The 21,479-nt window shown below is 42.3% G+C and carries 29 protein-coding genes and 2 pseudogenes; 10 read left to right on the top strand and 21 right to left on the bottom strand.

Annotation, left to right across the window (positions count from 1 at the left end):
- Nucleotides 1-47 precede the first annotated feature (47 nt).
- The 3 genes from HLI_RS19870 (at nt 48) to HLI_RS21825 (ending at nt 2,820) form a co-directional block, all read left to right on the top strand.
- Nucleotides 48-1,235, top strand: a complete 1,188-nt coding sequence (locus HLI_RS19870; RefSeq protein ID WP_128526950.1) for a CaiB/BaiF CoA transferase family protein — start codon at nt 48-50, stop codon at nt 1,233-1,235.
- An 11-nt stretch (nt 1,236-1,246) separates the two neighbouring features.
- Nucleotides 1,247-2,440, top strand: a complete 1,194-nt coding sequence (locus HLI_RS19865) for an acyl-CoA dehydrogenase family protein (RefSeq protein ID WP_128526630.1) — start codon at nt 1,247-1,249, stop codon at nt 2,438-2,440.
- 227 nt (nt 2,441-2,667) lie between these two features.
- Nucleotides 2,668-2,820, top strand: a complete 153-nt coding sequence (locus HLI_RS21825; RefSeq protein WP_164908609.1) for a hypothetical protein — start codon at nt 2,668-2,670, stop codon at nt 2,818-2,820.
- A 65-nt stretch (nt 2,821-2,885) separates the two neighbouring features.
- On the opposite strand, the pseudogene uvsE reads toward HLI_RS21825, so the two are convergent.
- Together uvsE and HLI_RS19855 are read right to left on the bottom strand one after the other, a co-directional pair.
- Nucleotides 2,886-3,823, bottom strand: a pseudogene (gene uvsE, locus HLI_RS19860) (UV DNA damage repair endonuclease UvsE).
- 107 nt (nt 3,824-3,930) lie between these two features.
- Nucleotides 3,931-4,668 (bottom strand): DUF5694 domain-containing protein, encoded by a 738-nt coding sequence (locus HLI_RS19855; RefSeq protein WP_128526949.1) that lies wholly within the window; start codon nt 4,666-4,668, stop codon nt 3,931-3,933.
- Nucleotides 4,669-4,917: 249 nt separating this feature from the next.
- Between HLI_RS19855 and HLI_RS19850 the strand changes: the two genes are divergently transcribed.
- Entirely contained in the window at nt 4,918-5,226 is a 309-nt protein-coding gene (locus tag HLI_RS19850) for a DUF3243 domain-containing protein (RefSeq protein WP_128526629.1), read from the top strand.
- Between the two features lie 65 nt (nt 5,227-5,291).
- On the opposite strand, the gene HLI_RS19845 is transcribed toward HLI_RS19850, so the two are convergent.
- The 7 genes and pseudogenes from HLI_RS19845 to HLI_RS19815 form a co-directional block, all read right to left on the bottom strand.
- On the bottom strand, nt 5,292-5,798 hold the full coding sequence (locus tag HLI_RS19845) for a DUF3231 family protein (protein WP_128526628.1): 507 nt from the start codon (nt 5,796-5,798) through the stop codon (nt 5,292-5,294).
- 18 nt (nt 5,799-5,816) lie between these two features.
- Nucleotides 5,817-6,665, bottom strand: a complete 849-nt coding sequence (locus HLI_RS19840; protein ID WP_128526948.1) for a manganese catalase — start codon at nt 6,663-6,665, stop codon at nt 5,817-5,819.
- A 75-nt stretch (nt 6,666-6,740) separates the two neighbouring features.
- Nucleotides 6,741-7,445, bottom strand: a complete 705-nt coding sequence (locus HLI_RS19835; protein ID WP_128526627.1) for a DUF421 domain-containing protein — start codon at nt 7,443-7,445, stop codon at nt 6,741-6,743.
- Between the two features lie 123 nt (nt 7,446-7,568).
- A complete protein-coding gene (locus HLI_RS19830; RefSeq protein WP_128526626.1) occupies nt 7,569-7,838 on the bottom strand; it encodes a hypothetical protein in 270 nt (89 codons plus the stop codon).
- A 118-nt stretch (nt 7,839-7,956) separates the two neighbouring features.
- Entirely contained in the window at nt 7,957-8,415 is a 459-nt protein-coding gene (locus tag HLI_RS19825; RefSeq protein ID WP_128526625.1) for an NUDIX hydrolase, read from the bottom strand.
- 137 nt (nt 8,416-8,552) lie between these two features.
- Nucleotides 8,553-8,843: a hypothetical protein gene (locus tag HLI_RS19820; RefSeq protein WP_128526624.1), complete on the bottom strand. Its 291-nt coding sequence runs from the start codon at nt 8,841-8,843 to the stop codon at nt 8,553-8,555.
- A 65-nt stretch (nt 8,844-8,908) separates the two neighbouring features.
- Nucleotides 8,909-9,744: pseudogene (locus tag HLI_RS19815) on the bottom strand (alpha/beta fold hydrolase).
- Between the two features lie 316 nt (nt 9,745-10,060).
- Here HLI_RS19815 and HLI_RS19810 point away from each other — a divergent pair.
- Nucleotides 10,061-10,699 carry a FusB/FusC family EF-G-binding protein gene (locus HLI_RS19810; RefSeq protein WP_128526623.1) on the top strand — a complete coding sequence of 213 codons (639 nt, stop codon included), beginning with the start codon at nt 10,061-10,063 and terminating at the stop codon, nt 10,697-10,699.
- 60 nt (nt 10,700-10,759) lie between these two features.
- Here the strand turns inward: HLI_RS19810 and HLI_RS19805 are convergent, their stop codons facing one another.
- Nucleotides 10,760-11,308, bottom strand: a complete 549-nt coding sequence (locus HLI_RS19805; protein ID WP_128526622.1) for a GNAT family N-acetyltransferase — start codon at nt 11,306-11,308, stop codon at nt 10,760-10,762.
- 134 nt (nt 11,309-11,442) lie between these two features.
- On the opposite strand from HLI_RS19805, the gene guaC reads away from it, so the two are divergent.
- Nucleotides 11,443-12,426: a GMP reductase gene (gene guaC, locus HLI_RS19800; RefSeq protein ID WP_128526621.1), complete on the top strand. Its 984-nt coding sequence runs from the start codon at nt 11,443-11,445 to the stop codon at nt 12,424-12,426.
- Between the two features lie 193 nt (nt 12,427-12,619).
- Here the strand turns inward: guaC and HLI_RS19795 are convergent, their stop codons facing one another.
- The 3 genes from HLI_RS19795 to HLI_RS19785 form a co-directional block, all read right to left on the bottom strand.
- The gene (locus tag HLI_RS19795) at nt 12,620-12,811 is read right to left on the bottom strand and encodes a hypothetical protein (protein WP_128526620.1); all 192 of its coding nucleotides are present in this window, start codon (nt 12,809-12,811) and stop codon (nt 12,620-12,622) included.
- 270 nt (nt 12,812-13,081) lie between these two features.
- Complete coding sequence (locus HLI_RS19790; protein ID WP_128526619.1) at nt 13,082-13,531, bottom strand: SRPBCC family protein; 450 nt, start codon at nt 13,529-13,531, stop codon at nt 13,082-13,084.
- On the bottom strand, nt 13,528-13,872 hold the full coding sequence (locus HLI_RS19785; RefSeq protein WP_128526618.1) for a MerR family transcriptional regulator: 345 nt from the start codon (nt 13,870-13,872) through the stop codon (nt 13,528-13,530). The genes HLI_RS19790 and HLI_RS19785 overlap by 4 nt, the downstream gene beginning before the upstream one ends.
- A gap of 345 nt (nt 13,873-14,217) precedes the next feature.
- Between HLI_RS19785 and HLI_RS19780 the strand changes: the two genes are divergently transcribed.
- Nucleotides 14,218-14,580, top strand: coding sequence for a VOC family protein (locus HLI_RS19780; protein ID WP_128526617.1), 363 nt, complete (start codon nt 14,218-14,220; stop codon nt 14,578-14,580).
- A 185-nt stretch (nt 14,581-14,765) separates the two neighbouring features.
- Here the strand turns inward: HLI_RS19780 and HLI_RS19775 are convergent, their stop codons facing one another.
- The 5 genes from HLI_RS19775 to HLI_RS19755 all read right to left on the bottom strand — a co-directional run bounded on the left by HLI_RS19775 (nt 14,766) and on the right by HLI_RS19755 (nt 17,577).
- Nucleotides 14,766-15,206 (bottom strand): GNAT family N-acetyltransferase, encoded by a 441-nt coding sequence (locus tag HLI_RS19775; protein WP_241655895.1) that lies wholly within the window; start codon nt 15,204-15,206, stop codon nt 14,766-14,768.
- 100 nt (nt 15,207-15,306) lie between these two features.
- Entirely contained in the window at nt 15,307-15,486 is a 180-nt protein-coding gene (locus HLI_RS19770) for a hypothetical protein (RefSeq protein WP_128526616.1), read from the bottom strand.
- Between the two features lie 14 nt (nt 15,487-15,500).
- Nucleotides 15,501-15,926, bottom strand: a complete 426-nt coding sequence (locus HLI_RS19765; RefSeq protein WP_128526615.1) for a DUF4871 domain-containing protein — start codon at nt 15,924-15,926, stop codon at nt 15,501-15,503.
- Between the two features lie 10 nt (nt 15,927-15,936).
- Nucleotides 15,937-16,494, bottom strand: coding sequence for a DUF7010 family protein (locus tag HLI_RS19760; protein ID WP_128526614.1), 558 nt, complete (start codon nt 16,492-16,494; stop codon nt 15,937-15,939).
- 453 nt (nt 16,495-16,947) lie between these two features.
- Nucleotides 16,948-17,577, bottom strand: coding sequence for a flavodoxin family protein (locus HLI_RS19755; protein ID WP_128526613.1), 630 nt, complete (start codon nt 17,575-17,577; stop codon nt 16,948-16,950).
- Between the two features lie 142 nt (nt 17,578-17,719).
- Here HLI_RS19755 and HLI_RS19750 point away from each other — a divergent pair, with 142 nt between their 5' ends.
- From HLI_RS19750 to HLI_RS19745, 3 genes are all read left to right on the top strand, one after another.
- Nucleotides 17,720-18,226 (top strand): peroxiredoxin family protein, encoded by a 507-nt coding sequence (locus HLI_RS19750; protein ID WP_128526612.1) that lies wholly within the window; start codon nt 17,720-17,722, stop codon nt 18,224-18,226.
- A 754-nt stretch (nt 18,227-18,980) separates the two neighbouring features.
- Entirely contained in the window at nt 18,981-19,133 is a 153-nt protein-coding gene (locus tag HLI_RS21820; RefSeq protein WP_164908432.1) for a hypothetical protein, read from the top strand.
- Nucleotides 19,134-19,385: 252 nt separating this feature from the next.
- A complete protein-coding gene (locus HLI_RS19745; protein WP_128526611.1) occupies nt 19,386-19,607 on the top strand; it encodes a YuzF family protein in 222 nt (73 codons plus the stop codon).
- A 121-nt stretch (nt 19,608-19,728) separates the two neighbouring features.
- On the opposite strand, the gene HLI_RS19740 is transcribed toward HLI_RS19745, so the two are convergent.
- From HLI_RS19740 to HLI_RS19730, 3 genes are read right to left on the bottom strand one after another with little or no spacing between them, the layout of a single operon-like run.
- Nucleotides 19,729-20,202, bottom strand: a complete 474-nt coding sequence (locus HLI_RS19740; protein ID WP_128526610.1) for a DMT family transporter — start codon at nt 20,200-20,202, stop codon at nt 19,729-19,731.
- A gap of 12 nt (nt 20,203-20,214) precedes the next feature.
- The gene (locus tag HLI_RS19735) at nt 20,215-20,895 is read right to left on the bottom strand and encodes a Crp/Fnr family transcriptional regulator (protein WP_128526609.1); all 681 of its coding nucleotides are present in this window, start codon (nt 20,893-20,895) and stop codon (nt 20,215-20,217) included.
- Between the two features lie 17 nt (nt 20,896-20,912).
- Nucleotides 20,913-21,338 (bottom strand): DMT family transporter, encoded by a 426-nt coding sequence (locus HLI_RS19730; protein WP_128526608.1) that lies wholly within the window; start codon nt 21,336-21,338, stop codon nt 20,913-20,915.
- Nucleotides 21,339-21,479: the final 141 nt, after the last annotated feature.

Genomic DNA, 21,479 nt, shown 5'->3' with positions numbered 1-21,479 from the left:
GTATGGGTTCTTCTGGCTTTTTATATAGAGGAAGGATGTGAGCGATGTTGACGGTCGCATTAAAAGGAATCCGTGTGCTAGATTTGACCCGTGTACTTGCCGGTCCTTATTGTTCGATGATCTTGGGGGATCTTGGTGCTGAAGTAATTAAAGTGGAAGCTCCTGGCGGAAGTGACGAAACGAGGAACTGGGGGCCACCATTTCAAGAAAAAGTGAGCGCCTATTACTTGTGCGCTAACCGCAATAAAAAAAGCCTTACCGTGAATTTGAAATCCGAAGCAGGCAAAGAAATCATTAAAAAACTAATCAGACAGAGTGATGTTGTCCTTCACAACTTTAAAACCGGCACTATGGAACGACTCGGATTAGCTTATCCTGAACTGAAAAAGATCAATCCCGGTATCGTCTATTGTTCCATTACCGGCTTTGGTGAGACAGGCCCTTACCGCCACCTTCCGGGTTATGACTTCATCATCCAGGCAATGAGCGGTTTGATGAGCATAACCGGTGATGAAAAATCAGGTCCGCAGAAATCAGGAATCGCGATTACGGACGTGTTAACTGGATTATATGCCTGCATAGGAGTTCAAGCGGCATTGCTTGAGAGATCCTTTTCCGGAACCGGACAGAAAATCGATTTGTCTCTGTATGACTCAGCTGTGAGTTCACTGATCAATATCGGCAGCAATTATTTGATGACAGGTAAAGTGCCAGAACGTCTCGGAAACCATCACGCCAACATCGTTCCCTATCAAACATTCCACACAAAAGATGGCGAGATGGTCATCGCAGTCGGCAATGACAAACAGTTTGCTTCTCTGTGTGAGATCATAGGCCAGCCTGAGTTAGCCCATGAGCCCCGATTTCAATCAAATTCAGGACGAGTGGCGAACCGCAAGGAACTTTCTTCTCTTTTGCAAGAAGCTTTCACTAAAGAGACAACGGCGATGTGGAAGAAGAAATGCCAGAAGAGGAGCATACCCTTCGGACCGATTCAGCATTTAGATGAATTAAGATCGGACGAACAGTTACAGGCACGAGACATGTTTGTCACTGCCCACCATCCGAAAGCAGGCGAAATAGGCATGATCGGGAGCCCGTTAAAATTATCCCGAACCCCAGTACAAATGAAAACTCATCCTCCTGAGCCGAGTGAACATACAGATGAAATTTTGCTGGCTTTAGGTTATTCACGAACAGAGATTGATCGTTTAAGGAAAGCGAACACGATTTGAGGAGTGATACGATGAATTTCGAGTTGAGCGATGAACAAAACATGCTTAGAAAGACAGTTCGGGATTTTGTGGACAAAGAAGTGATGCCAAATATCGGTAGCTGGGATGCCAACGGCCATTTTGATAAAGCGACCTTACAAAAGCTTGCACAGTTAGGATTAATGGGGGTTTGTATACCGGAAAGATACGGCGGGAGCGGAATGGATTACAATTCATTAGCGATTGTTTGTGAAGAACTCGAGCGCGGAGATACAGCCTTTCGCACCGCAGTTTCTGTCCACACAGGTCTGAACAGTATGAGCATACTTCAATGGGGCACAGAGGCACAAAAGCAAAAATACCTTGTTCCCCAGGCCAAAGGAGAAAAAACCGGAGCATTCGGGCTGACCGAACCAGGAGCAGGTTCTGACGTAGCTGCCTTACAGTCGACCGCAAAACCTGACGGGAATCATTATATATTGAACGGGCAGAAAACGTGGATTTCCTTATGTGACACTGCTGATCATTTTCTGGTCTTCGCCTATACCGATAAAAGCAAGAAACACCATGGTATCTCCGCATTCATTGTTGAACGGACGTGGGAAGGCTTTTCTTCAAAAGCGACTAAGGGGAAACTCGGTATCCGCGCGGGAAATACCGGAGAATTGTTCTTCGACCATGTGAGAGTGCCTAAAGAGAACCTGCTGGGGAATGAAGGAGATGGATTCAAAATTGCCATGGCTGCTCTGGATAACGGCCGCTTCACCGTGGCCGCCGGCGCATGCGGACAAATTATGGCTTGTTTGGAAGCAAGCATCGAGTATTGCCATGAGCGAAAAACCTTCGGCAAAGAAATAGGCAGACATCAGCTTGTCCAGCAGATGATTGCAAAAATGGAAGCAGGTTTACAGATGAGTCGGCTCCTCGTTTATCGTGCTGGGGATTTAAAAAATAAAGGCATACGCAACACCAGGGAAACTTCACTCGCAAAATGGCAGGCCTGTGACTTCGCAAACCAGGCTGCCGACGATGCTGTCCAAATTCATGGAGCCTATGGTTATTCGAATGAATATCCCGTCGAGCGTTATTTACGAAATTCGAAAGCCCCTGTCATCTATGAAGGTACAAGAGAAATCCATACGATCATGCAAGCGGAATATGTGCTTGGTTACAGAAAAGATAAGCCCTTGGACCGGATGCTTCCTGCATGGAAATCGAGCCCTTAATTGAGGGAGACTTAGTTTCGAGTCTTAAAAGAGAACCGGGGCTGCAGGGAATAACTCGCTTTTCGCGGGAGCGTAGTGAGTTTCCGCGGAAAGCGTCTCCTTCCGAGGCCACTGAAGAACTGCATCTTTTTGGGTTAGGCATCAAATAAAGAAGCCGAGTTGGACGCTTTTATCGTCCAACTCGGCTTTTTTTAATGGACCACTTTTGATTCCACGATGAGCGTTCGGTGGTGACGCCAGCGGGAACAGCACGAGCCGAAGATCCACGTGGTCAAGGGATCTTCTTGACTGGGTTAGCTGTGGCCGTGCGCGCGGCAAGCATCCACCGACAAGCGATTCGTGAGAAGCAACAACAAACATCAACAGCTCCGCTGGATTGAGAAGGGTTTTTCAGTGGCCACACTCATTCTCCGACGACCCGGTCCACTCATCCAACATCTCTAAATTAATCCTTCCAGATAAATGAGCTGTCAGAGCGCATTTCTATGTTTGGGTGCTCTCGCAGCTTTCCGACTAACTGAAATAAGGCTCCATCCTTTTTCTTCGCTTCAATCATACAATCGATTTGCTCTGTCGATCCATTGGCATTTCTTACAAAATCCAAAAACATTTCAAGGTCAATATAGTCTGCATGGCTTTTAAATTCACTTTCATTCTTCGGACTTGATATGTGCATTTTCAGCGGCAAAGGTGAGTGTGACCATGTAGAGACGACGCGACTCCAGGAAGTGGTCCAGTTTTCCCCGCCATCGTTCGCTAGATGGTGATGAAGATCGAATACGAGCGGAATATTCAGTTTTTCACATACGTACAGACCATTTCCCAAAGTGTAAGAGGTATCATCATTTTCAATCATCACCATTTTTTGAATGCCTTGAGGGACGAGCGACCAATTATCTATGAATCGTTCGAGTGATTTCTCTGTATTTTGATAGCGCCCCCCAAATGAAACACACAGCGATGGGTCGGGTCGATTCCCATATGATGGAGCAGAAGGTAATGGTATTTCAATACAGCCATTGATGTTTTGAATATATTTTTATTTGGAGAATTGAGGACGACAAAATGATCAGGGTGAAAATCAAGTCGCATCTCATTTTCCCTTGCAAAGGTACCTAATTCCCGCAAATCCTCTTTAATAGCAGCAAGATAGTTCCAGTCCTCCAGCTCTTCGTGGGTAGCAAGGGGAATTAAACGCGAACTCAATCGAAAAAAATTGATATCATAAGCTTTATTATGCTTCAGTAAACGCACACAGTTCTGAATATTGGATTTAGCGATTCTTTCCAGCTTTCTAAGGGCTGCCTCTCGATCCTGAATTTGTTCGAATTTCTTATACGTCAATGTTTGAGATGGGGAAGCGTTTTGCAGGTTGACACTCATTGCTACATACCCAAGCCGAAACAACGTCATGTTCTCATCCCCTCGTACATTTTTTCTTAGTGTTGGCGATACGCCGAGAGTTATGTACTAACATCTCGAAGCTGGATTTATGTTTTTTGTAAATAATCGGTAGCTGGGAAAACATCAAAGCATCCGCTTTCCTTCAAAAGTTGCGATAATATATGAACATGCGCATGGCCGACAATCATCAATGTACGATCTGTTGGTTGTTTTGTTATCTCTGCTATATTCGAATATATGATTAAATTCCTTTGATACCACCATCTTACCCAGTCGATCCCTATATATTCTTTGTCCTTACCGATTCTGGCGATAGCCAAATTCAACTCATGTTCCTTTTTCACACTCTCCTCTCTATTACAATCATATACGTGACGATCGATTCTCTTATCCTTTAGTTCAGTTTTCTCCTTTGATAGATAGGCTTCTTCTATGTATTCATATAAATCCGGTTGATTGAATTCAGCCCATTTAAGTACATTTCCTATTCCTCTATTTCCTACTGTGCCCATCCAATCCACAGCATAAACTTCAGAGTGCCCAAGCAGCTTAGCCAATGGAAAACCGATCTGATGCACTTCATTAACTTCAGCTTCCAGATCCTCATGTATGTACTTTTGATATTCTTCATTCAGTATTTGATTATCTTCTTTGATGACTTCAACAGCGATACGATTCGGTTTGAATTGTTCGAGCGAATCGATGACCTTTTTGATTTCTCTTTGTTTTGCAGCCGAAAATACACTTCCTGCATCCGGAGCTACTAAATCCGTGGTGTGCCTCATATGAAATGTCCCTACAATCATTACTTGCGGCTTTGGCATTGAATCCACACAAATGCTCCTTTTTTTATTTCCATTGAAAGGGTACTTCCCGAACTTTTTTGGAAATTTTTACATTACAAGCATATCACATCTATTTTTCATTCGAAATAGAGCAGGACATGTAGAGGGGATTTTAGTGAAATAAGACCAATCATTCAAAAACATGTATTGAAAACGTTTGATAACTTACATCAAGTGATACATGTATTATATGGCAATCATCATCAATAAAGATATAGGAGGAAAATAATGAGTACTCACGATCCAAAGAACTTTGCCGCTCAATTGAGCGAAGATAAAAAAGACGATATTCTTAACAGTTTTTCATCATTCAAAGATTATCTGGGTGACAAAGTCCATAAAGGGGAAAAACTCGGTTTAGGAGAAGAAGGTTTAACTAAAGGCGCCAAGCGAGTCGGCGACTATCTGGCCGATCATGAGGAACCTCGAAACCGTGAGGAAAAAGTTCTCAATGAACTGTGGAACGTTGCTAATGAAGAAGAGCGCAAGCACATTGCTCATGTTCTGGTTAAATTGACAGACGAAACCAATAAATAATAATCCAGGGTCCTGCTTTTAAAAAATGCATGGACCCTGTTTTTATTCCTATTTTTGGCCAGTATTCAATCTTTTTTGGATTTGTGCATTGGAGGTAAAACAACCCAGCCTTTTTCCTTATTCAGACGCAAAACTTTGGCCCCTGCTTGAGCTTTGTTCATATGGAACTGCCCGAATAGGATAGCGATATCTTCACGGAGCGCTCCGCCCATTGCCTGGCTGCAGGCGACTAAGCCTTGAGCTATATCACTGGAAATAATGGCACTGATCTCCGGATCATTCAAACGAGCTCCTACAGGAATATCCTCTACATCAGCTACAGAACGCTCTGGAGGAGAAGGCGGTAATACCACACCATTAGCTTTTAGGATTTCTGCTACTTCTTTTGTTTCCTGTTCAATCCCACGAGCTAATTCTTCAAGGAGACGTTTCAACTCCTGATCCCCAGCATGATTATAAAACGTTTGGTAACGTGCATGTGCGCCTTTGGAAACACTTAAATAACTCCATAAGCTAAAGACTTCACCGTAGTGTAATGGTTCTTTTTGTTGACTTCCAGACATAATACCCATTTTTATCATCTCCTGTTTTTAGTGATTCATTTCAGCAGGTCCACCGTCACTGATGGGCGGCGTGCCATGCATATATGGTGGTGATGGATTCAGCTGTGGTTTCTGCCCGTTAGCTTCAGGCTGCTGGACATAATTGAAATGCGCTTTCCCATCCATAGAAGATCCACGTGCCCATCTACCTGTCTTGCTTTCTTCTCCCTGAGAGAAATTCATAAACGAGTAGGCTACATCTGAAATTTCATGTTCAGGACTAAAGCTTGAAGGGACAACTGCACCTTGACTCTCTTCAAGTTCCTCGATTGCTGCCATCCATTGATTCTGATGCATCTTATCTCTTGCAATAAGAAAAGAAAGCATATCTCTCACGCCGGGATCTGTGGTCATTTCATATAGACGGACAACCTGGAGCCTGCCTTGAGTTTCTGCATTCAAATTCGCTCGGAAATCAGCAAGTAAGTTGCCACTCGCAATTGTGTAACGGGCATTCCACGGGTAGCCAGCACTATCATTAGGCTGCGCACCCAGTCCATTAACAATGGCATGCTGTGGGTTCATCCCCCCTAGAACAGCACCGATTGCAGGGTCCATGGCCGCATCTTCCTGATCATTTACAGGGGCACCATCTAATAATTGCGCAATCATTGTCGCAATCATTTCAACATGGGCAATCTCTTCGGTCCCAATGTCCAACAGCATATCGCGATATTTTTCATTTCCACGACAGTTCCAGCCCTGAAAAAGGTACTGCATCATAACTGACATTTCCCCATACTGTCCCCCGAGGATTTCTTGTAGTTTCTTTGCATACACAGGATCGGGTTTTGAAGGCTTCGCATTGTACTGAAGTTCTTTTACATGGAAGAACAGTGTTATAACCTCCCTTTTCATCATTTTTAAGCACATGAATTATTGTGACCAAATGAAAGAAAATTATTTAACACTTTATTCGTCAGACGAAAAATCAATCCTATCCTTTTTGGTATCGATGTATAATTCATCAGTCGCAGACAATTGTGCTACAATGACGTCTGTCAAATCACTTATCCCGCGCTGCTTCAATTGATTCTTCAGCCATGACTCATCTTTTCCCATAGACTTGAGACTATACGGGAGAACGTTCCCTTCTATCATCACAATTTGAGGTAGACCCGCGGTTTTTTTGATTATATTCAAGTCCTGTTGAGTGATAGTCTGTCGGCCCGCCTTCTTCAGGACACTCACCGAACCATCCGTCTCCAACACTGCACTCTCCACATCAGAAAAATGAAAGACATTTTTCTTCCTCAATTGAATCAGCAATTCATCGACAGTAAACCGCACTTTTTTCATGCCGTTTTCTAAAACTTTTCCATTGTCCATTAAAACGGTCGGCTCACTATTGAAGACCTTTCTCAGATGAAAATTTTTCAAACACAAAACATCTATGATGAGCACAAGAAGGGCAAAAAGAATAAGCCCGAAAACTCCTTTTCCCAGAGATACATTCACTGAAAATGTCAGGGTAGCCGTCATCGAACCAAGAGTGATTCCAGCCACAAAATCAAAAAACGTCATTTGGGAAATCAATTTCTTATTTAATACTCGCGCCAAAAAATATAACGTACTGAATAAAACTAAGCCTCGGCTTAAAACTTCTAAGTAACTCATAGGATTCTCCTCCACTAAAGTCAGGTGAACTTATCTTTTGCCTGACATGTGGGATTATCCATTAGAGTCTTGTTCATGCAGAATATTCATAAGAATTTCTGGCACCACAAAAAAGAAGAAAGCTCATGAATGGCTTTCTTCTGGTTGAGGTAAATATTTTGTAAAGTAAGCACCTGACAAAAATGCGAAGCCCAGGATGAACCAGGTGACCATGCCCCCGAACTCAAATAAATATGAAGCTAACGCCAAAACAGGCGCAAGCAAAAATACGGTTGGTGTCACATAACCTTTCCATCCATGGGGATTATCCTGATGCTTCCTTCTCTTCATCAGAATATAAAAATAACCTCCAACTAGAGCAACAGTTGTGATAATCATTAACACTTCAAGCAATGCCCTCCCACCTTTTGAAAAAATATGATCGATATCCAATTATCACTTTTCATATACAAACTGACGTTTAGGAGCAGACATCCGTAAAGCGAAAGCTGATTTACACATCTAGCCATCTTCATTGTTCCGACCTCTGAAGGTCAAGGTAAGGGGCTATGTAATCTTGATACTCCTTCTTCAAATTGGAAGGGAGCCGGTCAGCAGGGAAAAATGATAGTCCAATAGATTCTTTGGGGTCTGGGGAAAGCTCCCCGTCAATTTCTTTTGTCATATATACCGCTGTAACAGAGTATAATTCATCACCATTATCCACTTTTAAGTGGTAATCTTCGCCCGAAAATATATCAAGCAGCTGCAAAGAACCTATCCTGAGACCTGTTTCTTCTGATACTTCTCTTCTTGCCGTTTGTTCCAGACTCTCACCAAGCTCCATAAGACCACCCGGCAGTCCCCACCCGCCATCAGTACGATGTTGCAATAGAATTTCACCGTTTTCATTGACTATGATAACGACAGCGCCAGGCAATATTAAAGGACGGTGGCCAACGAGCCTTCTTAATTCACTAACATAATCCATGTTTAGCCTTCTCTCATTCTCTTTGTGTCATGTTCACCTTCGCCTATCGATGAAAAGCGATCTCTTGCCATGAAAACTGATTTTGCTCTTTAAGAAGAGAAAACATTCAAGCTTGCCCATGCCTCCTCCCTCCTCAATCAAGGAAGCATGATGAAGCCAAGTAAAAAAACACCCGCTACATAAAATCCTACCAAGGAACCCCATGAAAGTTGTTTTCTCAAAATAGGAAGCGATAACCTCATATAACGGAACAGGATGTATGTGACGAGAAAAACAACCCCATAACCCAGGTAATTCCAACTATCTCCCAACAAATGGTCCATTACATTATGGATCACTGTAAATAAAAGCATAAAAAGGAGGAACCACAGTTCCTTGAATTTCGAGAAATTACTCTTTGGTCCTGGCTGCTTTGAATCTTGATGCATGTCTTTGACCCCTTTCAAAATAAAACGCTTGCATATCAACGTTACTTTACCACTTCCATATAATACTAGTCAAAAGCACGGGATATTATGGCTTTGAAATGAGCAGGCTCTTCCAAGTGAGGATAATGATTGCTGTGCTCGAATACGATCAACTCAGCATGTGGAATATATTCTGCCATTTCTATCGAGTATGGAAGTGGACATTGGACATCATGCTGTCCACATACAATTCTTGTCGGAACATCAATCAACTGCAGCTTCCTCGTTACATCGAATAAATGCAATTCACGCGCAAAGAAACTCATGCGAGTGGCTGACATAGTTTTTCAATATTTTTGTTGAATATTTCTTTGTAGAGATCAGGTCTATATAAAGAAAGCTTCGTCCTTTCTATAGTCAGTGCTTTCCTTTTTTCATGTGATAAATCCGATTTTTTCAATTTTTCTATTAAATCCTGCATGGTTTTGAAATCGGGGTGATTTTCATTATATATACATTGCGGTGAGAAAGTCATATATTCCCTTCCTGCAGCACTGACGATGAACTGAGCATCTATGCTTTCCGAGAAGTAAATCGAGTAAACCACTCCCAATATTCCACCAGTCGAATGGCCAGCAAAACTCCACCGCTCTAAACCGGTCGTTTGACGGATCGCCTCAAGGTCTAAAACTGTTTCAAGAAGGCTTAATTGATGGGGGGAATGCGCTGGTTCAGATTCGCCACATTCTCTCAAGTTGATTAAATAAACCTTGTATGTACTTGTAAAACTATCAGCGAAATAATCACCTGTCTCGTTAAACTCTGAATAAAGATGAGTGGCTGCGAGAGGCGGCCCCTGCCCTTTGACGAACACTTCAAATTTCCCACGTTCTGTATGAATAAACTGCTGTGTCCACGCCATCCAACCTACTCCTTCCTTTGCATCTAACCAGTCATAATAAAGCGAATCAGGATTTTCCATGACTTCTTTACGTCTGAGTTCATCCAAACGTTTCATCAAGCCTCCATAATGATAACGGAATATACCCGTTTCGCTCATTCCAATTCTTCTGTAACTATGGTTTATTTATATGCTTCCAAAATTGGTTGAAGATAATCCTAAAGCTGATGGTCCATGTGAAAAAGCAGTAGTGACTGAGGTTGGATTCTAAAGAGTTGATAGGTATCAGAAGCTCTGGAATAATAGAATTACAAACTACAAGAACGGAGGTATACAAATGAATGCATTCATCCGTGTGGATCAATATCATTTTATAAAAGATCAAGCTCATAACCTGTTGAATGGACACATGACGTCAAACGACTCTTCCGTGACGCAAGCTTTGAAGTCGATTACCTACGAAAAAGTTCTCGCCCTTTTCACAGAGCTTACTAATGAACAAGATCAGCTCATCTCCCAGGTTCAACAAGTGCATGATGAAACAGACGCTATCCTCTATTTTTCACGATTAAAACAATATGTAGTTCCATTTCCTGAATTAACTGAAGACCATATAAAAGAACTTTTCCCCAAAATAAAAAAACTCAACGTCCCTTCCCTTGTTGACATAGCTTGGTCTGAAACCTCTTACATCAGCTGGAATGACCCTGGTGCCAATCGTAAATACATTGTGACTTATATCGATGGTAAACTTGAAGGTATCATCGGTCACTATCACCCATCGCGGCAGAAAAGCATTTGCACGATTTGTCATGATTACGAAAAAGTCGGTTTGTTCACTTCTACCATTGGTGGCAGCTTAAACGAAGGAACTATCTCTCGAGGTAACTATATATGCCATGACAGCAATAAGTGTAATCAGAACCTGAAGTCAAAAAACAACCTTAAAAAATTCGTCCAGCACATGCAGGGATAAATTAAACCATCCGCTTACCAGAGCGGATGGTTTTTTAATTGATTATATAAAAGCAACGCTTCACTTTTGTTCTTTCCATTCAGAAGCTAACATTCCGTACACGATATGATCGACATAATGATCGTACAACCATTCACCTTGTCTAATCCGCCCTTCCTCTGTGAAACCGAGACGTTCTGGAATAGCACGACTTTTTTCGTTCTCCTCTGCAGCTCGTATTTCCACACGGTTCATCTCCATCTCTGAAATAGCATACTCCACTAACGCTGTAACTGTACGTGTCATAATCCCTTTCCCTTGAAATTCCGCCCCCAGCCAATAGCCGATTTTAGCAACATTGTTCGTATGATCAAGTTCGTTAAAGCCTGCGGTCCCTGCTATTTCTTCCTTAAAAAGAATCAATGCAGTCAAACTTTTGTTTTCGGAAAATCCCTTCCTGCCAAAATTAATGAAAGACTTTGTATCCTCCAGAGTTTTCGTACCATCCACCCATGGCAGCCATTCCCTTAAGGTTAATCGTGAGTTGTCTGTCAATGTAAAAAGAGTTGCAGCATCTTTTTCTTCTGGCAGCTTCAAAGACAAATCCTCATCAATTTTATGTAGAAACATCGTACCTCCCCCTTCTATTCACCTTTCATTTTACCATCTTATTTTGACACTTGGGTAAATTTAGTGTAGATTACTAATGTACGAACATTTAAAACAAAACATAAATAAATCATTCGTATTTAGGGGTGTATCATATGGAAAATGTATTTGATTACGAAGATATACAGTTAATTCCTGCAAAATGTGTCGTTAGCAGCCGGTCTCAGTGTGATCCGTCTGTCACTTTAGGTGGGCACACATTTAAACTTCCAGTTGTTCCAGCTAATATGCAAACCATTATTGATGAGTCAATTGCCATAGACCTTGCCGAAAACGGTTATTTCTATGTAATGCATCGTTTTCACCCGGAAACACGCCAGCAATTTATTGAGAAAATGAAAGCACGTCAATTAATATCCTCGATCAGTGTCGGGGTCAAAACGGAAGAATACGATTTCATTCATCAGCTTGCCGAGAAAGATTTAAAGCCTGAATTCATCACAATAGATATTGCTCACGGACACTCGCAGGCGGTAATTGAAATGGTCCAGCATATCAAAAAATCCCTGCCGGAAACATTCGTTATCGCTGGAAATGTCGGCACACCTGAAGCTGTACGTGAATTGGAAAATGCCGGAGCAGACGCTACGAAAGTAGGAATCGGTCCAGGTAAAGTATGCATCACGAAAATCAAAACAGGTTTCGGGACGGGGGGCTGGCAGCTAGCCGCTCTACGCTGGTGTGCGAAGGCAGCAACCAAGCCGATAATTGCCGATGGTGGCATCCGAACCCATGGTGATGTAGCGAAATCGATTCGTTTCGGCGCATCAATGGTTATGATTGGATCCCTCTTTGCCGGTCACGAAGAATCCCCAGGGGAAACCGTTGAAAAAGAAGGTAAGTTAGTTAAAGAATATTTCGGCTCTGCTTCTGAATTTCAAAAAGGTGAAAAGAAGAATGTAGAAGGTAAGAAAATGTATGTCGAACACAAAGGCTCCTTGAAAGATACCTTGAGCGAAATGGAGCAAGATTTGCAGTCAGCTATCAGTTATGCAGGCGGCGCTGAGCTTGATGCCATTCGTCACGTAGACTATGTAGTCGTAAAGAATTCCATATTCAATGGGGACAAAGTTTACTAATGAACAACCACGCAAACGCCTTGTTTTATTGAAAAAAAGGAGCCGACCTCGTAATAACCGGGTGGCTCCCTTTTTTGTATCAGGTAAAGAAGAATATATTTGAAGTATTATCCTGATCCACTTCATATGCAGCACGGTCTGTGAAAGAGCTGGTTCTTTATAGAAGTGAGTATAAGGTGAAGCTTGAGTGCCTTCACCTTTCTTCATTATTCAGTAACTTGACGACCTCCTCAAAAGAGGTTGTTTTAAGAGCAAGCCCATCTTGATTGAACAGTAAATAAGCAGGGGCCGATTTCACTTCTATTTGTGGGTAGGATTTATTGAAACCTTCCACTGAATCCCTATTAATGATTGGATTAACATTGCGAGCTCCCTTTTCTTCCAAATCCTCTCACACCACATTATCGCCTATGGATACGAGCGTATAATGCCCCGTTTCCTCTGGTATAAGCTCTGGATAATATTTCGCCACGTCATCTTTACTGCTCGCGCACGCACACAAAAACATGAAGGCTATAAGCCATAACCATTTTTTCATTGGAGCCCCCGTTGTAAGATCAGACTTTTCCCAATAAGTAACCTGATAAGAAATAGTACGGCAAGTCATTAAGTTTAGACAAGCAACGTTTCATAAAAACTTGTAGTCAGATGCTTTTTATATTTTAGCTTCCTGATCGACACGATCCAGAAATTCCTGGACCACTTTTTCATTGCCTTTTTTATTCGCAAGCTTCATCATCGCTTTCCCTACAAAATTCACACCTTTGTTTTGACCGGAATAAATCAACTTCGTGCGGTTTTCATCTACTTTTTCTAAAGTGAATGAAGCTGTGACTTGGAAAGATTTCCCAATGATGAAGGCGATTGTTTTTTGTTTCTTTTCGGGTGAGTCTTCATAGGCAAGTGTTTCCACTGTATACGTTTCAAGCCGTTTTCCCTCCCGGTACGTTTGTCTGTGTAATGCACCGACTTCGGTCTCACTCTTTTCAACCAGTACATGTTCCTCAACTTTCGGCATGATCCGTTGAATGTTCCGGTCTGCAAAAAGTTCCCAAACCTGTTCAATATTCGTTTCTATGATTTTTTCCTCTTCCCAATGAATCATTCTGCGTCCTCCTTCCCTGATTTCAAAAACTCATCAATTTCTCCCATTCGTAAATTAAGACTATCAATTTCTTCTTGAATCTTTTTCTTTTTTTCAAGCAGCAGATCTTCCAAATGTTCGAAGGATTCGTCTTCCATTACCGAGATCATCTCTTGGATTGTGAAACCGAATTCCCGCAGTTTCCCTAACAAAAGTGCCAGGAAGAAGCTCCCATCATCATAATAGCGGTAATGATTATCCGGATTAATATAGGCCGGCTCCAGTAATCCTACTTCCGCATAGTAACGCAGAGTTTCTTTACTCAACCCGGTCAGTTCTGCAAATTCGCTGATTTTGTACATGGCCCTTCCTCCCAGTTCTATAATAAACCTTTGGGTGCACCACAGAGTCAACCTGGATATTGCTCTTAAAAGCAGAACATTCGCTTTCAGTCGGCCCCTCATAATTTAGGATAAAAAGAAATGGGCTCCGGAAGTCCAACGTAAACATATATCTTTATTCGTACAATCCTCAGCTCTCTGGTTACCCCTGACATACTTTTCGTATTTGGCTTATGTAATCTCGCCATCTATACACATAACCATGCATTTTATATACTTCCCGTCGTAAAAGCATGAATTTTCACACAATGACCACTTTTCCATGGTATGGTAGATACAGGGAACATTACAAAGGAGTGAATTCTGTTGCATAGCCCGATCCTGAATGAGTTGAACACGACATTCGTACCAGTGAGTGATTTAAAAAGAGCTGTAAAATGGTATTCAAAGTTGTTAGGAAAAGAGTATGATTTGGAGAAAGTCACCCCACCCATCTACAACCTGCCTATGAATCAACATACCGGTGTACTCCTTGATAGCGGCCTTGAATATGTCATACCATCACCGAATCCACTATTCAACTTTCATGCTGAAGACATCGATGAAGCTTACCGTTACGTGCATGACCTCGGTTACGAGATTGTAAGAGATATGGAAAAATATGACGACATCGCTTTTTTCAATATCAAAGATCCGGATGGTAATATCGTGATGGTCTGCAATGGTTAAAGCATAAAAGCGCAAACATCTTGTTCACCCCTGCAAGCTTAAGACCCCACTCACCGTAACTTTTAAAGAAAAGGGACAAGCAACCGATTGCAACGACGAACTGCCCTACCGTACCGGGACCAAGACCTTGAGGGAGGGGAGGCGCGCCCCCTCTTTTCCTTCTTTTCTATCACTCCAATATTGTATCATGTGCTGCCCCAAGTCTTTCGGAATACATAACTTACTTTGTCATAATCCATTTTTTCTTCATAGAAACGATGGGCCTCCGTACGGGACAACCCTGAAGAAAGTGCTACACTTCCATAGCCCTGGTCCGCCGCCCACCTTTCTACATGACTGATCAACTTTTCTCCATAACCTTTCGAACGCTGATCAGAACTTGTGACAAGGTCACAAATCCAAACGTAACGTCCGTAATATAAGGTGATCATCGGTTTAAAACCTGTAACTGCTACAATTTCGTCCTCTACAAACAGGGCGAACATTTGATAGCGATCTTTAGTCATGGCTTCCAGCACCAGACATTCATAATCCTCTTCCGTCAAATGCGTCCGCAATTCATTCATAATTGGAAACGCAGAACGAACATCTTCTTCTGTGGTTAATTCTTTCACTTCCATCTTCATTTACTTCACCCGCTTCCTCATACATTTTTTTCAGCCATTCAATCGGACAAATAAGTTAAGTGCATTTCGAGTTGAATCACAGCTTTCCTCTATAAAAACATTAAAGAGCGAGACCAATATAAATCACCACTGCTGCGATAACGAAGCTAGCCAGGAACAGCCCCTTCTGAAAGCGGGGCCATTTCTTCATCCAACCCCAACGCTTCCGGTCGACATCGAACCAAAGGTAATCAAGGGTTACACTGATAAGGATGATGATAAGGATAATCAATGGATTCATATGATTCCTCCTATTCACTCGTACACTTTCACAGTCACTGTCCCAAAGTAATCGCCGCCAATGTAGGCATCCAACAGCCAGATGCCACTCTCAGGCAGACTCATTAATGATGGTATGTGAGCATCCGCTGTATTGTTCGGACCGCTTAATGCATCGACCTGAAGAACCTTTTTTTCCTGCCCTGTTTTTTCGTGGGTGGCTTTCACCAATAACGAACCATCCAGTTCACTTGATTCGCCCCAAAAATGCCACATATATTTTTGGTCCTCTCCTGCGTAGAAGGTGGATTCTATAAACCCGATTCGCCCTTTGTCTCCAAGCATCTTGTAAGAACCTGCCTTAAAAGTTCCATCTACTGTTCCCTTATCCTCTTGATTCAGGGGGGCGTTTTGACATGCAACCAGAAAAATAAGCAGCCAAAGTAAGCTGAACTTCTTCATAGAATTTCTCCTAAGCCATTCGTTTCAATTCTGATCGCTCCTTTTGCTCTGACAACGCCCACACGACCATCCCAACAAGCGACACAATCATCAAAATCGGTATAATTAAAAACTGCATGTCAGGAAAAGTAAAAATACTGACGAGACTAGCAGCCATCATGATTAGGGGTGAAAACACAAAGGATTTCGATTGGTATAACCAGGCAAAAGGAAAGAAGTGTGCACCTGTAATAATAGCCATCGCAAAAGGCATGGCAGCTGGATCTGTCAGGTAGATATAGGCGGTCAAAGGAGCCATGAAAGCAGGTGTAGATGCGATGAGCCCTGAGAGTCCAGACAAAGGATTGATTTTTCTGTACATTTCAATTTTCATGACTTTAGCAATGAGCAGACCTAGAGGCAGTAAAAGACCTGTTCCGTACAAATAAATAAGAGCAAGTAAGCTTGCACTTTCTATGAAGAAACTTAATCCGAACATGACACTCCAATAGATGGTGGCACTGCATAAAACCGGAGTCCCTTTTCTATTATGCTCTGCTAATTCCTGTCTTGCTTGATTGACGTCCATATCTTCCCTGCTTTCTTTCATTTGATTATTAATGATAGCAACCACTCTTACCAAAGCAATTTGTTAAAAACTTTCTGCTTCTTTACATAAATTCGATAAGTCCCTCTGCCCTTCCTTCATCACCCGCTCCAATTTCACGTTTAAGGCTTGAATGGAATAAAATTTCCGCCGTATATATGTATGTTCGACCAACTTCTTCTGCCATACTGGGTGAGTGATATCTATAGCAAAAAATCTTGACTCCAGACATCCTCCAATCCCATGCTTTCCTTTTGATGGATTGCTTACTTCTTCCTACCACTATACCAAAATTTGGTTGATCATTCTGGTAATCTTCCAAAAAGAAGACAATTTTTATTACGCATGAACTGTAACTCGTCTATTGTTCTCCAGGCTGATTTTGCCAGAAGAAATTTAAAAAGCGGGCCAACATTGACCCGCTTTTTAAAATTTTTATTCATTTATCGTATTTCCGACTGCCGGAATAGGATTCTCTTTGAAAAACCTGGCTAAATGCAAAGTATTATAGGCAAGCATTTTGATATGCTTCTGAGTAAATTCATTTTCTTCTCCTTCTTGCTCCAAATAGGAAGGGCCGGGGCCAGCCTCTCCAACCCAGTAGGCATCTGCGTTTGGCGGAATGACGAAACCAATATTGGACATGCCGTACAGGACAGAGGCTGCGGCATGTTTCGCCCCATCTTCATTTCCTGTGATAATGACGCCGCCTACTTTATTATAAAAAATCGACTGCCCTTTCTCATTTGTTTCACTGCTGCTTCCGTATAACCGTTCAATTGCGATCGATGAGAGACTACTCTTTTCTCCTAACCAGAGAGGAGTACCAATAAGCACAATATCCGCTGCTTTCACCTTTTCAAAGATCCCCGGCCATTCATCCCCTTCTCCAAGGTCTGCACTAATTCCATATGGGATATGATAATCGGAGAGACGGATGATTTCCGTTTCAGCACCCTCTTTTTGCAAAATCTCCACAACTTTTTCTGCAAGTCCTTCTGTATTGGATGTTTCCCCGGAATTCTTCAGGGATGCGTTCAAAACTAATGCTTTCACTGCTGACATGTTTGTACCTCCTTTGATGAAAACAATTCCCATTTTCTCTTGCTTTCAATCTCACTTAAAAGGAAGTCTGCTTAGAAAAATATTTAATTTGTCGAGAAAGAGGGTATGGGATGTCATAAACAAAAAAAGGAAGTGTTGATTTATGACGACATTCAAATTGAATCAAGATGCTCCAGATTTCAAACTGCCGACTGTAGCTGATGAGATATTCAGCTTTAGTGACATCCTGGAAGAAGGCGGGGATGAATGGAATTTGATCGTTTACTTCCGAGGCTCCTGGTGTCCCGCTTGTATGAGCGAACTGGATGAATTCAATGAAAGTATGAGTTATTTTGAGAAACAAAACGTTCGCTTGATCACCGTGACACATGAGAACAAAGAAGATTTAGAAAAAATGGTGGAGAAGCATGATTTCACCTTTCCTGTACTGCTGGATGATCAGCTTGAATTCGCCTCCAGCTATGGTGTCCATTACCATGATCAGCAAGCGCCTTATGAGGACCACGGCACACATGCGGAACCTGCTTACTTTTTGACAGATGAGAAAGGAAAACTTCTTTATCAACAAAGGCAGACAAGCCCGTTCGGTCGTCCTCATCCAAATGAAATACGCAAAATCATACAATATATCAAAAAGAACCTGAAATAGCTGCCCAGCGGGTTTCCTTCATTGGAAACTCGCTCTTTTTTTTGGGTTTGTTAAAGGTTGTTGTTGATTTTTCATATTAGTTATTCAATTATATGGCAGGATTCTTGAATACACGATTTCGAGATGTTTGTGAGATTCTAGGGGCTGCGGGAAAAGGTTCGCGTTCCATGGGGCGGGCGCTGAGCCTCCTCGGACTTCGTCCTGTGGGGTCTCAGCTGTCCCGGCACATCCCATAGGAGTCTCACCGTTTCCCTCCGCCCCTTAGCCGTATTAAGCATCTCGAAATCGAATTGTACGCTATCCGACTGTTTAATGAAAGAAGAGGTGAGAAAACCTTCTGTAGAGCCTTTTCATTATAGATCCCTGTGCTGTTCGTCCGGCAATTTCACATACTCATTGAAGTAATGGGGGATGGGAAGCTGCGAGACTCCTGCGGGAAAGGATAGACTGGCGAGACCCCACAGGGCGCAAGGAGGCCACTGAAGAACTGCAACTTTTTGAGTTATGCAACAAATAAAAAAGCCGAGTTAGACGTTTTTACCGTTCAACTTGGCTTCTTTTATTATTTCGATGAGACATTTGTGCTCTTATTCCTTGAATGCCTTCATTTACTGTGTGAATCATCTTGCGTACAGATTTAGATCGGTAGCGAAACACTTCTTCAGGAGAAGAATGATTATAGCGATATTCTTTAATAAATCAAAGAAAATCACTCTTTTTAGATATGCCTCGTTGATTCCACGATGAGCGTTCGGTGGTGACGCCTGCGGGAACAGCGCGAGCCGAAGATCCACTTGGTCAAGTGATCTTCTTGACCAAGTTAGCTGAGGCCGTGCCCGCGGCAAGCATCCACCGACAAGCGATTCGTGAGAAGCAACAGCAAACATTAACAGCTCCTCTAGAGTGAAAAGGGTTTTTCAGTAGCTTCGGCGTTAGCCCGAGGATGCTCGCCATCTTCCCCGCGGAAAGCGAGTAGCTTCCAAAACCCCATTCGCACTCCCAGATAGCTCGGAACTGAGTCTTCCAGATAAGGGAGCTATATCAAAAATCAACTCTGAAATTTAACAGAGCCTTTTCTTTAATTAATAGAATCGAATCATCATTATTTCGAATTATATACATATATATTTAGTAGATTACCAGTGGAGGAGCTGAACGAATGAACTCTCATAACACTTGGAAGAACTCAGCTATCGATCCGTATGTGTACCAAACACTCATCTCGATCCACGGAAGCTCTGCTGTCGTGCAAACGACACAAGGTTCTGTGAGAGGATTATTAAAAACGGTGATGCCGGACCATATAGTAGTCGAAGTGACGGGCACTCCTTTTTTTGTACGGACTGATCAGATCATCTGGGCGTTTCCTGATCAAAGATAGTATGGTTCAAAGATGATTATGGCAGAGTTCTCATTAATTGGAGGAAAAGCTATCGTGCACGCGGTTTCTCCTCTTCTTCATTACTCCATTCATCAAAAGAAGCGTGACCTCCTTATTGAGGTCACGCTTCTTTGGCAAGTTCATTCTTCTTTTCTTCGGACGGGTATTTTTCTAATTTATACACGAGTACCCCGGCAATCAAGAGGGCAATCCCGAGGAGTTTGCTCAGAGAAAGAGGAGCAGACTCAAAGCCGAACAACCCGATTGTATTAATAACGAAGGCGATCACTATTTGAGAAATGAGAGCAATGGATATGGCATAAGCCGGGCCTATCAAAGTTACTCCCCGCATTAAGCAGAATACGATGCCGACACCGAACACCCCGCTGAATAAAAAGATCTTGTTTACATCTCCGAACTGAAACAAGCTTGTTTGTTCAACTGAATAAAAAATGGGCAAAGAACAAATCAGTCCGAGACCCAGCACAAGAGTTGTCGTCGCCCATGCGCCTGTCTTTTCACTTACCCTCGCGTTAAAAACGTTTTGCAGACTGATTAAAATCCCTGCCACGATAGAAAATAAAGCACCGGTCATGTAGCTACCTCCTCATTCATAAATGTTTCCATTAGCCAATACACGCAAATCTCCTAAATGTTTGATTTTTATTGAACCATTCGCTCTGACTATGATTCCATCTGCAGCCATTTTCTTCAGTACTCGATTCAAATGCCGATAGCTTGTTCCGATCCATTCGGCAAGTTCTGTTAAATTCTCTGTCCGCATCTCTTCATGAAAAACGGTCCCTTTCCCGTCAGAGGAGATCGAGAGAAGATAGCTTGCTAAACGGACTTCCACTGGATAAAGCATATGCATGCTCGTGATATGGGATTCGGCATAAAACTTCTGAGCTACTGTTTCAAGCAAAAAACGGATGTACGGGGGATGTATTTTTTCAATCTCTTGCAATTCTTCAAAAGAAATTGCAAGCATCACCCCATCCGCGACGGCTTCAACAGAGTTGAGCACGGCACTCCCTTTCACATACTCGACATCACCGATTACTGCGAGGGGACGTTTGAAGCGATTGATCAATGACTTCCCTTCAGGAGATGTCGTATAAATTTTAATTTTACCTTCAACAAGAAAGAACATCTCATCCAGTTGATCCCCGATTGTACAAATAGTCTCCCCTTTGCTAAACCGATACATCTTCAACCGGTCTTTGAATTTGGGCGGAAATAGATATTCCAGTTCATATTCTTGCAAGTATTGCCGTATTTCTTTCATTTTTACTTACTCCTTCGTTACAATTGGAAAAGAATGACTCCAAGAAGCATCATTGTAATACCAAGTCCTTGCTGAAAAGTCACCGGTACTTTCTTTTCGCCGAATAATCCTTTGGATTCAATTACGAAAGCCGTTCCGATTTGAGCAACCAGTAATACTGCTATTGCCGAGGCAGGCCCGATCATGTGAATGGCTGTCAATTCAGAGAATACAACGACTACTCCGAATGTGCCCCCGATTAAATAAAGAAAAGGTACTGTTTTAAAGCTTTTCCCTTTCTTGTCTCTGACTTTCATATAAATAAGAAATGAGATCGAAAAAGCGACCAAGTGGACGATTGATGTCGTATGCCAGCCTCCGATTTCATCACTCATTCTGGCATTGAAGATTCCCTGCATCGTGATACACAGTCCTCCAAGCAGTGAAAATAAAGCACCTTTCATCTCTTATCCTCCTATTCTCCTTCTCTTATTAAAAAGGATAAGCGCCGGCCACGAAAGGACATATGTCCTAACCTACTTCAATTCTTTTCCGTAGTGCGTCAGGGCACGTTTGTACTTTAAGAGAAGACAGATTATAGTGAT

It is taken from the genome of Halobacillus litoralis, assembly GCF_004101865.1.
Lineage (GTDB): Bacteria > Bacillota > Bacilli > Bacillales > Halobacillaceae > Halobacillus > Halobacillus litoralis_A.
The sequence above is the reverse complement of the archived record's forward strand: the minus strand, read 5'-3'. Positions and strand labels throughout refer to the sequence as shown.

Coding starts and splice junctions, on each gene's coding strand:
- HLI_RS19775 (WP_241655895.1), bottom strand. CDS start 15,206: ATGAAGATGGAAGTGAAAGAATTAACCACAGAAGAAGATGTTCGTTCT.
- HLI_RS19850 (WP_128526629.1), top strand. CDS start 4,918: ATGAGTACTCACGATCCAAAGAACTTTGCCGCTCAATTGAGCGAAGAT.
- HLI_RS19750 (WP_128526612.1), top strand. CDS start 17,720: ATGACGACATTCAAATTGAATCAAGATGCTCCAGATTTCAAACTGCCG.
- HLI_RS19845 (WP_128526628.1), bottom strand. CDS start 5,798: ATGGGTATTATGTCTGGAAGTCAACAAAAAGAACCATTACACTACGGT.
- guaC (WP_128526621.1), top strand. CDS start 11,443: ATGGAAAATGTATTTGATTACGAAGATATACAGTTAATTCCTGCAAAA.
- HLI_RS19740 (WP_128526610.1), bottom strand. CDS start 20,202: ATGACCGGTGCTTTATTTTCTATCGTGGCAGGGATTTTAATCAGTCTG.
- HLI_RS19735 (WP_128526609.1), bottom strand. CDS start 20,895: ATGAAAGAAATACGGCAATACTTGCAAGAATATGAACTGGAATATCTA.
- HLI_RS19805 (WP_128526622.1), bottom strand. CDS start 11,308: ATGTTTCTACATAAAATTGATGAGGATTTGTCTTTGAAGCTGCCAGAA.
- HLI_RS19835 (WP_128526627.1), bottom strand. CDS start 7,445: ATGAGTTACTTAGAAGTTTTAAGCCGAGGCTTAGTTTTATTCAGTACG.
- HLI_RS19770 (WP_128526616.1), bottom strand. CDS start 15,486: ATGAATCCATTGATTATCCTTATCATCATCCTTATCAGTGTAACCCTT.
- HLI_RS19730 (WP_128526608.1), bottom strand. CDS start 21,338: ATGAAAGGTGCTTTATTTTCACTGCTTGGAGGACTGTGTATCACGATG.
- HLI_RS19865 (WP_128526630.1), top strand. CDS start 1,247: ATGAATTTCGAGTTGAGCGATGAACAAAACATGCTTAGAAAGACAGTT.
- HLI_RS19820 (WP_128526624.1), bottom strand. CDS start 8,843: ATGCATCAAGATTCAAAGCAGCCAGGACCAAAGAGTAATTTCTCGAAA.
- HLI_RS19765 (WP_128526615.1), bottom strand. CDS start 15,926: ATGAAGAAGTTCAGCTTACTTTGGCTGCTTATTTTTCTGGTTGCATGT.
- HLI_RS19755 (WP_128526613.1), bottom strand. CDS start 17,577: ATGTCAGCAGTGAAAGCATTAGTTTTGAACGCATCCCTGAAGAATTCC.
- HLI_RS19760 (WP_128526614.1), bottom strand. CDS start 16,494: ATGGACGTCAATCAAGCAAGACAGGAATTAGCAGAGCATAATAGAAAA.
- HLI_RS19785 (WP_128526618.1), bottom strand. CDS start 13,872: ATGTACAAAATCAGCGAATTTGCAGAACTGACCGGGTTGAGTAAAGAA.
- HLI_RS19790 (WP_128526619.1), bottom strand. CDS start 13,531: ATGATTCATTGGGAAGAGGAAAAAATCATAGAAACGAATATTGAACAG.
- HLI_RS19745 (WP_128526611.1), top strand. CDS start 19,386: ATGAACTCTCATAACACTTGGAAGAACTCAGCTATCGATCCGTATGTG.
- HLI_RS19810 (WP_128526623.1), top strand. CDS start 10,061: ATGAATGCATTCATCCGTGTGGATCAATATCATTTTATAAAAGATCAA.
- HLI_RS19825 (WP_128526625.1), bottom strand. CDS start 8,415: ATGGATTATGTTAGTGAATTAAGAAGGCTCGTTGGCCACCGTCCTTTA.
- HLI_RS19855 (WP_128526949.1), bottom strand. CDS start 4,668: ATGCCAAAGCCGCAAGTAATGATTGTAGGGACATTTCATATGAGGCAC.